The organism is Hydrogenophaga crassostreae, assembly GCF_001761385.1.
Classification (GTDB): Bacteria; Pseudomonadota; Gammaproteobacteria; order Burkholderiales; family Burkholderiaceae_C; genus Hydrogenophaga; species Hydrogenophaga crassostreae.
In genome coordinates this window covers 123,602-137,313 of record NZ_CP017476.1, presented here as the reverse complement: position 1 = coordinate 137,313, position 13,712 = coordinate 123,602, and the positions used below count along the sequence as shown (strand labels likewise).

Annotated in this window: 11 protein-coding genes and 1 pseudogene; 6 read left to right on the top strand and 6 right to left on the bottom strand. The window is 62.8% G+C overall.

Annotation, left to right across the window (positions count from 1 at the left end; all coding sequences use genetic code 11):
- Window positions 1-69 precede the first annotated feature (69 nt).
- Together LPB072_RS00665 and LPB072_RS00660 are read right to left on the bottom strand one after the other, a co-directional pair.
- The gene (locus tag LPB072_RS00665; protein ID WP_407927821.1) at window positions 70-1,854 is read right to left on the bottom strand and encodes a carboxyl transferase domain-containing protein; all 1,785 of its coding nucleotides are present in this window, start codon (window positions 1,852-1,854) and stop codon (window positions 70-72) included.
- An 813-nt stretch (window positions 1,855-2,667) separates the two neighbouring features.
- Window positions 2,668-5,550: pseudogene (locus LPB072_RS00660) on the bottom strand (L-glutamate gamma-semialdehyde dehydrogenase); the annotation flags it as partial.
- Between the two features lie 102 nt (window positions 5,551-5,652).
- Here LPB072_RS00660 and LPB072_RS00655 point away from each other — a divergent pair.
- Together LPB072_RS00655 and LPB072_RS00650 are read left to right on the top strand one after the other, a co-directional pair.
- Window positions 5,653-6,141 (top strand): Lrp/AsnC ligand binding domain-containing protein, encoded by a 489-nt coding sequence (locus LPB072_RS00655; protein ID WP_066097099.1) that lies wholly within the window; start codon window positions 5,653-5,655, stop codon window positions 6,139-6,141.
- A gap of 55 nt (window positions 6,142-6,196) precedes the next feature.
- A complete protein-coding gene (locus LPB072_RS00650) occupies window positions 6,197-6,760 on the top strand; it encodes a DUF3617 domain-containing protein (RefSeq protein WP_231943370.1) in 564 nt (187 codons plus the stop codon).
- 57 nt (window positions 6,761-6,817) lie between these two features.
- Here the strand turns inward: LPB072_RS00650 and LPB072_RS00645 are convergent, their stop codons facing one another.
- The gene (locus LPB072_RS00645) at window positions 6,818-7,525 is read right to left on the bottom strand and encodes a YggS family pyridoxal phosphate-dependent enzyme (protein WP_066097097.1); all 708 of its coding nucleotides are present in this window, start codon (window positions 7,523-7,525) and stop codon (window positions 6,818-6,820) included.
- Between the two features lie 38 nt (window positions 7,526-7,563).
- Here LPB072_RS00645 and LPB072_RS00640 point away from each other — a divergent pair, with 38 nt between their 5' ends.
- The 3 genes from LPB072_RS00640 (at window position 7,564) to LPB072_RS00630 (ending at window position 11,003) form a co-directional block, all read left to right on the top strand.
- Complete coding sequence (locus LPB072_RS00640; protein ID WP_066097094.1) at window positions 7,564-8,607, top strand: type IV pilus twitching motility protein PilT; 1,044 nt, start codon at window positions 7,564-7,566, stop codon at window positions 8,605-8,607.
- Window positions 8,608-8,751: 144 nt separating this feature from the next.
- Complete coding sequence (locus LPB072_RS00635) at window positions 8,752-9,888, top strand: PilT/PilU family type 4a pilus ATPase (RefSeq protein ID WP_066097091.1); 1,137 nt, start codon at window positions 8,752-8,754, stop codon at window positions 9,886-9,888.
- Window positions 9,889-10,100: 212 nt separating this feature from the next.
- Window positions 10,101-11,003, top strand: a complete 903-nt coding sequence (locus tag LPB072_RS00630; RefSeq protein ID WP_066097088.1) for an NAD(P)-dependent oxidoreductase — start codon at window positions 10,101-10,103, stop codon at window positions 11,001-11,003.
- Window positions 11,004-11,061: 58 nt separating this feature from the next.
- Here LPB072_RS00630 and LPB072_RS00625 read toward each other — a convergent pair whose 3' ends face one another.
- From LPB072_RS00625 to LPB072_RS00615, 3 genes are read right to left on the bottom strand one after another with little or no spacing between them, the layout of a single operon-like run.
- Window positions 11,062-11,682 carry a BON domain-containing protein gene (locus LPB072_RS00625; RefSeq protein WP_066097085.1) on the bottom strand — a complete coding sequence of 207 codons (621 nt, stop codon included), beginning with the start codon at window positions 11,680-11,682 and terminating at the stop codon, window positions 11,062-11,064.
- A complete protein-coding gene (locus LPB072_RS00620; RefSeq protein ID WP_066097082.1) occupies window positions 11,679-12,299 on the bottom strand; it encodes an SIS domain-containing protein in 621 nt (206 codons plus the stop codon). Before LPB072_RS00620 ends, LPB072_RS00625 begins: the two co-directional genes overlap by 4 nt.
- 28 nt (window positions 12,300-12,327) lie before the next feature.
- Window positions 12,328-12,777 carry a YraN family protein gene (locus tag LPB072_RS00615; protein ID WP_066097079.1) on the bottom strand — a complete coding sequence of 150 codons (450 nt, stop codon included), beginning with the start codon at window positions 12,775-12,777 and terminating at the stop codon, window positions 12,328-12,330.
- Between LPB072_RS00615 and rsmI the strand changes: the two genes are divergently transcribed.
- A complete protein-coding gene (gene rsmI, locus LPB072_RS00610) occupies window positions 12,777-13,709 on the top strand; it encodes a 16S rRNA (cytidine(1402)-2'-O)-methyltransferase (protein WP_066097076.1) in 933 nt (310 codons plus the stop codon). The genes LPB072_RS00615 and rsmI overlap by 1 nt on opposite strands.
- Window positions 13,710-13,712: the final 3 nt, after the last annotated feature.

The following is a 13,712-nucleotide window of genomic DNA, read 5'->3' as shown; positions in this document are numbered from 1 at the left end:
GCATGAGTTGCCTGGCCCGGATGACACCATAACCGCCCTCTGAGCAGCTCAACCCGGGCTACCCTGGCTTCACCAGGGGTCCACGAACCGGCCCTGTGGCCCGGCCTTCTGAATCTGCGCACCCGCCAGCCCCTGGCCCAGCCATGTCCGGGTCTGGGCTGGATCGATCACCGCATCGATTTCCAAAGTGGTGGCCATTTGAACCGCTGCTCCATTGGCCACCTGCTGCGCCAGCAACTGATCGAACAAGGCTTGGCGCTTCGGCCCGTCAGGAAGCGCTTCCAACTCCTTGCGAAACCCCAGCCGAACCGCTCCCTCCAGCCCCATGGCACCGAATTCGCCCGTGGGCCAGGCCACAGTGAACACCGGTGAGTGAAACCCGCCTGCGGTCATGCCCATCGCGCCCAGCCCATAACCTTTGCGCAGCACCACGCTGAAAACCGGCACCCGCAGCGCAGCCGCCGTCACAAACAAGCGGCTCACATGCCGCACCTGCGCCCGGGCTTCGGCATCGGGCCCGACCATGAAACCCGGCGTGTCCACCAGACTCACGATGGGCAGGCCGTGGGCATTGCACAACTGCATGAAACGCGCAGCTTTGTCCGCCGCATCGGCATCAACAGCGCCGCCCAGGTGCTGCGGGTTGTTGGCCATGATGCCCACGGGACGCCCTTCGATACGCGCCAGGGCGGTATGAACACCCTGCCCAAACCCGCCGCGCAACACCAACAGGCTGCCCACATCCGCCACGCCCACCATTGCCGCCTGGCTGTCATACACGCGCAGCCGGTTCTCGGGCACCACATCGCGCAGGGCCTCTGCATCGGGGGCCGTCCAGTTGGTCAAGCGCCCCTGGAAAAATGACAGGTAATGGCGCGCAGCGGCCACGGCCTGTGCTTCGTCGTCCACCAGCACATCGATCACGCCGTTGGCGGTCTGAACACGGGAAGGTCCGATCTCTTCAGGCTTGAACACCCCCAGGCCGCCGCCCTCCACCATCGCCGGGCCTCCCAGGCCAATGTTGCTGCCTCGCGTGGCGATGATCACATCGCTGCAACCCAGCAAGGCGGCATTGCCCGCGAAGCAGCGGCCTGCGGCGATGCCGACCACTGGCACCTGCCCCGACAGCCGCGCATAGGCGGCGAAGGTGCCCACATGCAACCCGGCCACGATGGGCATGTCCGTGTCACCGGGTCTGCCACCGCCCCCCTCGGCGAACAACACCACCGGCAGGCGCTGTGCCAGCGCGATGCCCAGCAAGCGATCGGTTTTCTGGTGGTTGCGCATACCTTGCGTACCGGCCAAAACGGTGGCGTCGTAGGCCATCACCACCGTGCGCGATGTTTCGGCTCCGAACAGGCCGCCATTCACAGAACCGATGCCGGTCACCATACCGTCGGCCGGGGTGTTGGCGACCAGGTCCTCTTCACTGCGGCGCTGGCGTTGCGCCGCCACAGCCAGCGAGCCGTATTCAAGGAACGAGCCCTCATCACACAGGTCTGCGATGTTTTCGCGCGCGGTTCTCATGCCCAGGGCGTGGCGCTTGGCCACCGCTTGCGGGCGGGCGGCATCCAGCGTCAGCGCCTGACGGTCTTCCCACCGCTGGCGGTCTTCGCGCGGGCCCGCAGCTGGCGCGATCGCTTTTTCAGCGGGTGCGTTGGGTACACCAACCTCAACCAGAGCATCCAGCGCCGTGAAGCTCAGCAGCTCGGCGGTGTGCTCGACAGAGTCCCCGGCCTCGTAGAAGCGCTCCAGCACCTGGCCGGCCTCGCTCGCACGCACTTCGTGCTCCATCTTCATGGCCTCAAGAACCACCAGCAAGTCGCCAGGTCGCACCCGGTCGCCCGGGGCCACCAGCCATTCAACAATTTGCGCCTGCAAGGGCGCTCGCACGCTGTGGGTTTTGCTCATGCGCGCATTGTGGCCACAAGGGCGCCGAACTCCGTCATGCGGGTGACAGTGTTCGGCGGCTCAGCCATTCGACCCCCCCGCTCAAAGGGCAGGCAGACCGGCAAACAACTCCACATTGCCACCGGCTGCGGTGGTGTTGACGGTCAAGGTTTGCTCGGCACACAGGCGCCACAAACAACCCGCCAAGGGCTCCGTGACCAAGGGCACCACGGCGCCATCGCGTGCGGCCATTCGGCGGTTGAGTTCTGCACCGTAGGCGGGTTGTGCCACGATCGCTTCGATGGCCTCGCTGCCCGCCAGGGCCACCGCACCGGCTTCGAATGGCGTGTCCAGCACATAGACCGCGGCAGCAGGAAGCCCTGCACCGACCCATTGGCCAACAGCGGCCCGAACGGCATCACGCGCCTCACTCGGCACCGCCACCACCAGGGTATTGCCGCCAGCCAGCGCGCCCAGCCATTGCGCCAGGATGGCGTCGTCCACACGGTCGGCGATCGCCGCGACCACGCCCCTTGGATGCAGCCTCAGGTCATTGCTTTCACCAGTAGGGCCAGGCAGCGCGCGATCGGCCAGCTGCTGCCTGGCAGCCAAAGCAAGTGGCTTTTCACCCAGCTTCTCGAGCCAGGCACAACGCTGTAGCAGCGTGCTTTTCAACCAGCCACTTTTCTGCACCGCCAAAGCAGCGGCTTGAACGTTCACGCCGCTGCCTTCGCCATGCAGCTTCTGAGCCGCGGGCACGGCCTGCACGGCCTGCACAAAGCGCTGCAGGTAGTGCGGGCCTCCGGCCTTGGGACCCGTACCGGAGAGGCCTTCGCCACCAAAAGGCTGCACACCCACCACCGCACCAATGATGTTGCGGTTCACGTAGATATTGCCCACATGGGCCGACGCGGCCAGGGCCTGGGCGCGGCTGTCAATGCGGGTCTGAATGCCCATGGTCAAGCCATAGTTCAGGGCATTGATGCGCGCGATGACCTGGGCGGGATCCCCCGTCCAGCGCACGACCTGCAACACCGGACCAAAGATCTCGGCCTTCACTTCGGCGATGTCCTTCACTTCGAACATCTGCGGCGTGATCATGTGCGGCTGCTCGCTGGCCAGGGCGGGGTCCACCGGTATTTGCAGCAGGGATTTCGCTTCTCCATTCAACCGCCGAACATGGCGCTGGATGTTGTCAAAAGCCTCCTGGTCGATCACCGGCCCCAGATCGGTGGTGAGTGCGCCCACACGGCCCACACCCAGCTCTTTGGCAGCCCCTTCGATCATTTCGATCATGCCGTCGGCCACGGATTCGTGCACACACAGCAGGCGCAGTGCCGAGCAGCGCTGGCCCGCGCTGCGGAACGCGCTTTGCATCACGGCATCGGCCACTTGCTCGGGCAAGGCCGAACTGTCCACGAGCATCACGTTGATGCCGCCGGTTTCCGCGATCAGCGGGGCCACCGGACCCTCTTTGGCCGCCAGCGCACGCTGGATGATTTTGGCCACCTGGGTGGAGCCGGTGAACACCACACCGGCCACACCCGGCTGAGCCACCAGCGCAGCACCCACGGTTTCGCCCGGGCCGTGCAGCAGCTGCAAAGCGTCGGCAGGAACGCCGTTGTCGTGCATCAGTTTCACCGCCATCCTGGCAATGGCAGGCGTCTGTTCAGCGGGTTTGGCCAACACGGTGTTGCCTGTGGCCAGAGCCGCCGCCACCTGGCCACAGAAAATCGCCAACGGGAAGTTCCACGGACTGATGCACACCCACGGCCCGAGGGCAGACAGCTGGGGTGCTGGCGCCATGATGCGCTCGGCTTCATTGGCGTAGTAGCGGAAAAAGTCCACGGCCTCGCGCACTTCAGAGATCGCATCGGCCCAGGTTTTGAAGGCCTCTTTGACCAGCATGCCGCACAACGCTGGCAGTTGGGCTTCCATGGCATCGGCCGTCTTGCGCAAGGCATCTGCGCGCGTGGCCACTGGCACTTCGCGCCAGGCCTTGAATGCCTCATGGGACGCCAGGGCTGCGGCGCCCACTTGTTCCACATCGAAAACCGGCACGGTTGGGACCACGGTTTTTTCCACCGCGGCCAGCAGCGGCTGGCGCATGGCCACCACGGCCAGGTCCAGCCCCATGCTGTTGCGGCGCGAGGCACCGAACATGTCCACCGGCATGGGCATTGCGGGCTCAGGCGTCAGGTGCAGCGGCGTGGTGAGCAAGACGTCCATGCCCACGGACTCATCGGCCAGCTGGTTCACAAACGACGAGTTCGCGCCGTTCTCCAGCAGGCGGCGCACCAGGTAAGCCAACAGATCGCGGTGGGCGCCCACCGGCGCATACACGCGGCAGCGGATCCTGGGATTCTTCAAAACCTCACGGTAAACGCCCTCGCCCATGCCATGCAAGCGCTGCAGCTCAAACGGATAGGCCTTTCCGTCCGGACCGTTCTCGGCCATTTGAAGCACGGCGGCGATGGTGCCGGCGTTGTGGGTCGCGAACTGCGGGTAGATCACATCCGAGGCCGCAAACAGGGCCTGCGCGCAGGCCAGATAGCTCACATCGGTGTGGTGCTTGTGGGTGAACACCGGGTAGCCGGGCAGGCCCAATTCCTGTGCGCGCTTGATTTCGGCATCCCAATAGGCGCCCTTGACCAAGCGGCACATCAACCTGATCCCGTAGCGGCGGGCCATCCCGGCCAGATGTTCGATCAACGGGACGCCGCGGGTCTGGTAAGCCTGCAAGGCCAGGCCAAAGCCGGTCCATTGCGGGCACTTTTCAGCCACCTGTGCGACCAGCGCCTCGAACACGTCGAGCGACAGTTCCAGGCGATCGACCTCTTCGGCATCGATGGTCAGATTCAGGTTGGCCTTGGCGGCCGCTTCACACAGCGTCCAGACGCGGGGCACCAGTTCGCTCATCACCCGCTCGTGCTGCAGGTCTTCATAGCGTGGATGCAGCGCGCTGAGTTTGATGGAGATGCCATCGTTGTGGTCGGGCGAACGGCTCACATCGGCCGAGCGCGAGATGGCGGCAATGGCGTGCTGGTAGCTGGCCAGGTAGCGCAAGGCGTCGGCATCGGTGCGCGCGCCCTCGCCCAGCATGTCGTAGCTGAAGCCCAGATTGGCCTGTCTTTTGCGGGCGGCCACCGCCTCTTTCATGCCTTCTTCGATCGTCTGGCCCAGCACAAACTGGCGGCCCAGCAACTGCACGGCCCGCAACGTCGCGGCCACCACCGATTTCGCGCCCAGCTTGGCCATCAGGCTGGCCTCGCCTTCCGACCCAGGCAAGAACTTCTTGGACAAGGCGATGGCCGACGAGGACAGGCGGGTCATGGTCGAATCGGATGCGCCGTCAAAATTGGCGCGCCCCAATTGATCGGCGGTGAGCGCCACAGCGGTTTCGGCATCGGGTACGCGCAACAAGGCTTCGGCCAGGCGCATCAGTGCCAGACCTTCGGCACTCGATATGGGGTATTCCTTGAGCAGGCTCTCCATCGCCCAGAAAGGTGGCGGGTTCTTGCGCACCGACTGCACCCAGGGCGTGGCCATCCTGGCTGCCGCAGCCCAGTCCAGAGCCCCCTCCAATGCCAGCAGGCGGTCAGACACCACGTCATCTTCCGGCAGATAAGGGAAAGGCAATCGGTCAACTTGGCGCGACATGGCAACTCCTGTGTAACAGCAAATTAGAGAATTCCTTGATCATCGGGGCTTTTATGCAGAATAATTCACTAATAATTTCATTTCTACCGAACAATTCACCACATGAACAGCCACATCCGGTCACTCCCTTCCGGCGACCTCGATCGCATCGACATGCGCATTCTCTCGGCGCTGCAGGTGGACGGTCGCCTGTCGAACCTGAAGCTGGCCGAGACCGTGGCCTTGTCGCCGACTGCGGTGCTCGCACGCACCCAGCGCCTGCAGCGCGAGGGCTACATCCTGGGTTACGAGGCACGCTTGAACCCTCTCAAACTGGGCCTGGGCATGACGGTGTTTGTCGAGGTGCTGCTGGACCGCACCACAGCCAACGTGTTCGATGAGTTCAAGGCGGCGGTGCAGGTACAAGAGGAGATCATGGAATGCCACATGGTGGCCGGCGGGTTTGACTACCTGCTCAAAACCCGCATGGCCGATATGGCCGCCTACCGCGCATTCGCCGGCAGCGTCTTGTGGCAGTTGCCCGGCGTGCGCGAAACACGCACCTACGCGGTGATGGAAGAGGTAAAAAGCTCATCACGGCTGCCGCTTTGACAAACCGCGCGGCCCTGACAAGAATACCGATGCCCAACACCTCAGGAGGAACACCTTGATCACGAAATGCACACGCAGCCACACGCTCGCCATCCTGGCACTTCTGGCCGCAACCGCTGCGCCGGCCATGGCACAAAACGTCCAGCCCGGCTTGTGGGCCATCGAAAACAAGATCGGTGGCAACCCCGAAATGGAAAAGGCCATGGCGCAGATGCAGGCCCAGCTCGCGGCCATGCCACCAGCCCAGCGCAAGCAAATGGAAGCCATCATGGGCAAGAGTGGCGTCAGCATGGCCTCCAGCGGCGCGATGGCGGTCAAGGTTTGCATGACGCCCGAGATGGTGAAGCGCCAACAGATGCCCACCCAGACGCAGGGTGACTGCACCAGCAAGATCGATTCGCAAACCGGGAACACGCTAAAAATCAGCTTCACCTGCAGCAACCCCGTGTCCAGCGGGCAAGGCATCTACACCTTTGAGAGCGACAAGGCGTACACCATGAAGATGGACATCAAAAACCAGGACGGTGGCACGACGCGCAACATGACCATGGACGCCAAAGGCCAGTGGCTGTCTGCCGATTGCGGCAGCGTCAAGCCCCTCACCCTGCCTGCCCAATAAGCCCGCAGACAAGCCCGCAACCCCCTGACATCTGTACCTGTATCCCCGGGGACTGGATCAGGCCCGGGCCGGGCGGGAGCCGAAGATGCCCCGCCCCACGCGCACCATGGTTGCCCCTGCCGCGACAGCGGCCTCCAGATCGTCGCTCATGCCCATGGACAAGGTGTCGACAGCGGCGCCATGCTCATGCCGCATGGCATCGAACAGGGCCGTGCAACGCAAGAACAAGGCGCGCTGGCTTTCAAAATCGGGCGCCGGCTCGGGGATGCACATCAAGCCGCGCAAACGCAGCCGAGGCAAAAGGGCCACCGCAGTCGCCAAAGCGGGCAGCTCATCGGGCAATACGCCCGACTTGTTCTCGCCACCGTCCACATTGACCTGCAGGCACACCTGAAGCGGTGGCAAAAGCGCAGGACGCTGTTCGCTCAGGCGCTGGGCAATTTTGAGGCGATCCACCGATTGAACCCAGTCAAAGTGCTCGGCCACCGACCGCGACTTGTTGCTCTGAATGGGCCCGATGCAATGCCATTGAAGAGGGGCTTCGGGATGGCTGGCCCGCAAGGCCTGGACTTTGTCCACCCCCTCCTGGATGTAATTTTCACCAAAAGCATGTTGCCCCGCAGCAATGGCCTGTGCCACCGCATCGGGTCCAAAGGTTTTGGACACGGCCAGCAACGTGACCGCTGTCACATCTCGATCCGCTTGTTGACAGGCCAGGGCCATACGTCGGCGTTGCGTTTGGAGATTGGCTTCAATCGTCGTCATAATCACTTAGTTACACCAACATTGCATGGGAACCCGGGATGGACATCACGCAACTGCTCGCCTTCAGCGTCAAGAACAAAGCTTCGGATTTGCACCTCTCTGCAGGTCTGCCTCCAATGATACGGGTGCACGGTGACGTGCGCCGCATCAACGTGGAGCCCCTGGACCACAAGGCTGTTCACAGCATGGTGTACGACATCATGAACGACAGCCAGCGCAAACAATACGAGGAGTTCCTGGAGTGCGACTTCTCGTTCGAGATCGAAGGCCTGGCACGTTTCCGCGTGAATGCCTTCAACCACAACCGGGGCGCAGGTGCCGTGTTCCGGACCATTCCCAGCAAGGTGCTCACACTGGAGCAGCTCAACGCGCCCAAGATCTTTGGCGATCTGGCGCTGCGCCCACGCGGCCTCGTGCTTGTGACCGGGCCCACCGGTTCGGGCAAGTCGACCACGCTGGCGGCCATGGTCAACCACCTCAACGAAACCGAATACGGCCACATCCTCACCGTCGAAGACCCGGTGGAATTTGTGCACGACTCCAAGAAATGCCTGGTCAACCAGCGTGAAGTCGGTCCGCACACGCTGAGCTTTGCGAATGCGCTGCGCTCGGCTTTGCGTGAAGATCCCGACGCCATTCTGGTTGGCGAAATGCGCGATCTGGAAACCATTCGCCTGGCCATGACCGCCGCCGAAACCGGCCACCTGGTGTTCGGCACCCTGCACACATCCAGCGCGGCCAAAACCATCGACCGGATCATTGACGTGTTCCCGGCCGAAGAAAAGGACATGGTTCGCGCCATGTTGTCGGAATCCCTGGTGGCCGTGATTTCCCAAACCCTGTGCAAGCTGAAAGACGGCAGCGGTCGTGTGGCGGCCCACGAGGTCATGATCGGCACCAGCGCCATCCGCAACCTGATCCGCGAAGCCAAGGTGGCACAGATGTACTCTGCCATCCAGACCGGCAGCGGAGTGGGCATGTCAACGCTGGACCAAAACCTCACCGACCTGGTGCGCCGCAACGTGATCAGTCCCGGCGAAGCCCGCAGCAAAGCAAAGATTCCAGAAAACTTCCCCGGGTAGATATGCCCATCCCTGCGCCGAGCCTGCTGCGCGGCTCGTCACCCCCTCAAGGGGGCAACGCTGGCAGACCGGCGGAGCCGGATCTGCGGCGTTCTCGGTTGAAGACGCGGCGCGTGTTGAATTGAATATTGAAGGTAAGACTCCATGGAACGCGATCAGGCATCCAAGTTCATCAACGATTTGCTCAAGCTGATGGTCAGCCGCAAGGGCAGCGACCTGTTTTTGACCGCTGACTTTCCGCCCGCCATCAAGGTCGATGGCAAGGTGGTGAAGGTGTCGCCGCAACCGCTCAACGCGGTGCACACCATGTCGCTGGCGCGCGCGATCATGAATGACAAGCAGGCGGCCGAGTTCGAACGCACCAAGGAGTGCAATTTCGCCATTTCGCCACCCCAGATTGGCCGCTTCCGTGTCAGTACCTTCATCCAGCAAGGCAAAGTCGGCATGGTGCTGCGGACCATCCCCGCCATCCTGCCCACGATCGACGGCATGGGGTTGCCCCAGGTGATGAAGGATGTGGTGCTGTCCAAGCGCGGTTTGTGTATTCTGGTGGGCGCCACCGGTTCCGGTAAATCCACCTCGCTGGCAGCCATGGTGGACTGGCGCAACGAACACACCCAGGGCCACATCATCACGATTGAAGACCCGATCGAGTTCGTGCACCCCCACAAGAACTGCGTGGTCACGCAGCGCGAAGTGGGTCTGGACACCGACAACTGGGAAGCCGCCCTGCACAACACCCTGCGCCAGGCGCCCGACGTGATTCTCATGGGCGAAATTCGCACCCGGGAGACCATGGAACACGCCATCCAGTTCTCGGAGACCGGTCACCTGTGCCTGGCCACGCTGCACGCCAACAGCGCCAACCAGGCGCTGGACCGCATCATCAACTTTTTCCCGGAAGAGCGCCGTCCACAACTGCTGATGGACTTGTCGCTCAACCTGCGTTCCCTGATCTCCCAGCGCCTGGTGCCCCGCCAGGACAACAAAGGCCGGTTCGCGGCCGTCGAGGTGATGTTGAACTCACCCCTGATCTCCGACCTGATTTTCAAAGGCGAAGTGGCCGAGATCAAGGAGGTCATGAAAAAGAGCACCAACATCGGCATGCAGACCTTCGATCAGGCGCTGTTCAAGGCCTTCGAAGCCAACCTCATCACGCTGGAAGACGCCCTGCGAAACGCCGACTCCCTCAACGACTTGCGGCTGCAGATCAAGCTCAACAGCACGCGCGCCAAATCGCTGGATCTGGCCGCTGGTACCGAGCACCTGGAGATCATGTAACGCCCCCCCGCGCCGCGCTTGCAGCGCGTTGCCCCCCCCCCACGCTGGAGGCCTGGCGAAGCCAGTTCCGCAGCATTCCGGGTTTAGGGCCCGCGCTCCGGGCAATGGATCGTCCACTTCGGTTTCCGATTTGGCCACTCGCCGTGTGGCCGGCCTGCCCAGCAAGCGCACCGGTGATGCCAACGAAGTCAAAACTGATGGAGAATAAAGCCATGAACACCATCGCCGACCGCTCCTACGACTCCGTCGCCTCCCAACGCGTGGCCTTTATCGGCCTGGGCGTCATGGGTCTTCCCATGGCTGGCCATCTGGCCAAGGCGGGCCACACTGTGACCGTCTACAACCGCTCTGCCTCCAAAGCGAAGGCCTGGGTCGCGGAGTTTGGTGGCGACGCCAAAGCCACCCCCCGTGAGGCGGCCAAAGGTGCAGACATCGTTTTTGCCTGCGTAGGCAACGATGACGACTTGCGGGCCATCACGCTGGGCGCCGATGGCGCTTTCGCGGGTATGGAGCCCGGATCGGTGTTTGTGGACCACACCACCGCATCAGCCAATGTGGCGCGTGAGCTCTGCGGCGCCGCAAAAACACTGGGATTGGCCTTCATCGACGCGCCCGTTTCGGGTGGCCAGGCGGGCGCCCAAAATGGCGCACTCACGGTGATGTGTGGCGGTGATACCGTGGCCTTTGACAAAGTCAGACCCGTGGGCATGGCCTTTGCGAAGGCCTTCACGCTCATGGGTGAAAGCGGCGCGGGCCAACTCACCAAGATGGTCAACCAGATCTGTATTGCAGGTTTGGTACAAGGCCTCTCCGAGGCCATCGCCTTTGGTCAGAAGGCTGGCCTGAACATGGAGCAGGCCTTGGGCGTCATCGGCAAGGGTGCAGCACAGAGCTGGCAACTCGATAACCGGGGCAAAACCATGGTGAACAACCAGTTCGACTTTGGCTTCGCCGTGGACTGGATGCGCAAGGATCTGGGTCTGGTGCTGGAAGAGGCCAAGCGCAATGGTGCACGCTTGCCCGTCACCGCCCTGGTCGACCAGTTCTACGCCGATTTACAGGCCCAGGGCGACAACCGCCTTGACACCTCCAGCCTGATCAAGCGTTTGCGCTGAAGCAAACGACCCGTTCGCCCTGTGCAGCTTCAGGCGAACTGCACAGGCGGCTTTGTCCTTATCGGGCGACGGGCAGGCGCGCCAGTTCCTCTTCCGACAAAATTTCCATCACCCGCACCACACGCATGGCGCCCTTGGTGGTACGAGCCACTTCAGTGGCCATGTCAGCTTCTTTTTGCGTAACGCGACCCATCAAATAGACGGTTCCACGCTCGCTCACCACCTTGAATGCATTGGTCGACAGCTCGCGAATCTCGACCAGACCGGCCTTGACCCGCCCAGTCAACAGGCTGTCGCTGGCTTTTTCCGTGAACGACGGGCTGTTGGTGACCCCCAGCTCGTTGTAAATCGGCCCCACGTTGTCCATTGATTTCAGTATCTCTCCGGCCTCCGCCTTGGCGGCTTCACTGGCGGCTTCGCCGGTGAGCAAAACGTGGCGGTTGTAGCTGGTCACGCTCACTCGGGCACGGTTGCCCATCTGGTCTCGAAGGCGGTTGGATCCGCGCAATTCAATGCCCTGGTCATCCAGCTGGGCGCCCGAACTGCGTCGGTCGACGGCCACCATGGCACCGGTCAGCGCGCCACCGACCACCAAGGTCGTACAAGCCGACAAGCTGGCCAGACACAGGGCACCCACCATCAAGCGGGCGGGCGTTAAAAAGCGGTTGTTCTTCGTCATGCAGGGTTCTCCTGTTCAAGGTTCAATGAATCGGGCAGACCCAGCAGCTGGGCGTCCACGCCATCGCAAATGCAGTGCAACACCAATTGATGCACTTCCAGAATTCGGGCGCTCACCTCGCTGGGCACGCACACGCTCACATCGGTGTCCCGCAGCATCTGCGCCAAACGACCACCGCGCCCGCCCGACAGGGCCACCACGGTCATATCACGCTCGTGGGCGGCATCCACCGCCGCCAGCACATTCGCCGAATTACCGGTAATGGAAATCACCAGGAGCACATCTCCGGCCTGCCCTAGTGCCCGCACCTGCCGCGCATACACGGTGCGAAAATCAAAATCGTTGGCAATGCCAGTGATGACCGCCGCATCGGCGGCCAGCGAGAAGGCGGCCAGTTCCGGGCGCTCCCGTTCGTAGCGCCCCACAAAACCCGCCGCAAACTGCTGTGCGGCAGCGGCGCACGCTCCATTGCCACAGCTCAATACCTTTCCGCCACCTGTGACGCCAGCGAGCACCGCGTTTGTCGCGGCCTCCACTTCAGGCGCCAAAGCCTGAGCGCATTGGTATTTGAGATCGGCACTGTCGATGAACTGCTGCTGGATACGTTGCAAAAGCATGGCGGAATGATAGCGGGCGAAGTGAGGTTCACGAAACGTCGGTTGCATCAAATGCGGCGCGCAACCATTCGATCTGGGCCCGAGGCTGTTTGGGCTGCGACGACAACGGGCCATCAATCAAGACCACATCGAACCGACAAGGTGGGGTAGATCCAAGTTGCAGCAAAAAGTGCCGTGCAGCCAGAACGATGCGCTGTTGCTTGATCGGTGTGATGCTTCCACCAGCCCCGCCGCGTGAATGGGCGGAGCGCTGGCGGACCTCGACAAATACCAGCGTGCCATCCGCGGCGCGCATAATCAAATCCACCTCGCCGCCACCCCGTCCGGGCGTCTTGAAATTGCGTCGAACCAGCTTGAGGCCTTGACCTTGCAGGTGTTCCAAGGCGGTTGCCTCGGCCATATCACCACGCGACTTGGTCGTGATCACGGCCCCGGGTTCGGGTGTGTCGCCTGCCTGTTTTTTTCTGGAAAACCACATTGTCTGCCAGCCCCCCATCTTTGTTGATCGCCGCACGCGAAGCGGCAGCCCACCAGCATTATCCGCAGGGCGCGCTGTACATGGTGGCCACACCCATTGGCAACCTGGCCGATATCGGGCTGCGCGCGCTGCATGTGATGTCGCTGGCCGATACCGTGGCCTGCGAAGACACCCGCCACACCGCGGGTCTGCTTCAAGGTTACGGACTTCACAAACCGTTGCTGGCTGTGCATGAACACAACGAGGCCGAAGCGGCTTTGACCGTGGTGCAGCGTTTGCAAGAAGGACAGCGGGTGGTCTATGTAAGCGACGCGGGCACGCCTGGCGTGAGCGACCCGGGCGCGCGCCTGGCCCAGGCGGTGGTGGCTGCCGGACTGCGCTGCGTGCCCTTGCCAGGCCCCAGCAGCATCACGGCCCTGCTCAGCGTGGCGGGGCAAGCGGGCTGGGACGGACAGTTCGTGTTTCGTGGGTTTTTGTCTCCCAAGGCCACCGAACGGCAACGCGATGTTCAGGCGCTGGGCGCTGAAGCCCGTGCCACGGTGCTGCTGGAAGCGCCGCACCGCATCGAAGCCCTGGCCAAAGACATGGCCCTGCTGGGCGAACGAACGCTCACCGTTGGCCGGGAGTTGACCAAGCAGTTTGAAGAAGTGGCCCAGATGCCGGCCAACGGCTTTACCGCCTGGTTGCAGGCGAGCGCTCACCGCACGCGCGGCGAGTTCGTGCTCATGGTGCACCCTGAGAGCAGCGATGGCCCGAGGGAAGGCTTGCCCGCCGACAGCTTGCGGGTACTGGATTTGCTGTTGGTTGAAATGCCCATGAAATCAGCGGTGCGCTTGTGCGCCGAGATCACTGGGCAGGCGCGCAATGCGCTGTATGACGCGGCACTCGCGCGGAAAAAAGCCGGGGAATCCGGGGAAAGCGATTCGGACTGACGT

Bases quoted from the DNA above. Each gene is read 5' to 3' on its own strand.
- LPB072_RS00655 (WP_066097099.1), top strand. From the start codon at position 5,653: ATGAACAGCCACATCCGGTCACTCCCTTCCGGCGACCTCGATCGCATC.
- LPB072_RS00645 (WP_066097097.1), bottom strand. From the start codon at position 7,525: ATGACGACGATTGAAGCCAATCTCCAAACGCAACGCCGACGTATGGCC.
- LPB072_RS00640 (WP_066097094.1), top strand. From the start codon at position 7,564: ATGGACATCACGCAACTGCTCGCCTTCAGCGTCAAGAACAAAGCTTCG.
- LPB072_RS00635 (WP_066097091.1), top strand. From the start codon at position 8,752: ATGGAACGCGATCAGGCATCCAAGTTCATCAACGATTTGCTCAAGCTG.
- LPB072_RS00630 (WP_066097088.1), top strand. From the start codon at position 10,101: ATGAACACCATCGCCGACCGCTCCTACGACTCCGTCGCCTCCCAACGC.
- LPB072_RS00625 (WP_066097085.1), bottom strand. From the start codon at position 11,682: ATGACGAAGAACAACCGCTTTTTAACGCCCGCCCGCTTGATGGTGGGT.
- LPB072_RS00620 (WP_066097082.1), bottom strand. From the start codon at position 12,299: ATGCTTTTGCAACGTATCCAGCAGCAGTTCATCGACAGTGCCGATCTC.
- LPB072_RS00615 (WP_066097079.1), bottom strand. From the start codon at position 12,777: ATGTGGTTTTCCAGAAAAAAACAGGCAGGCGACACACCCGAACCCGGG.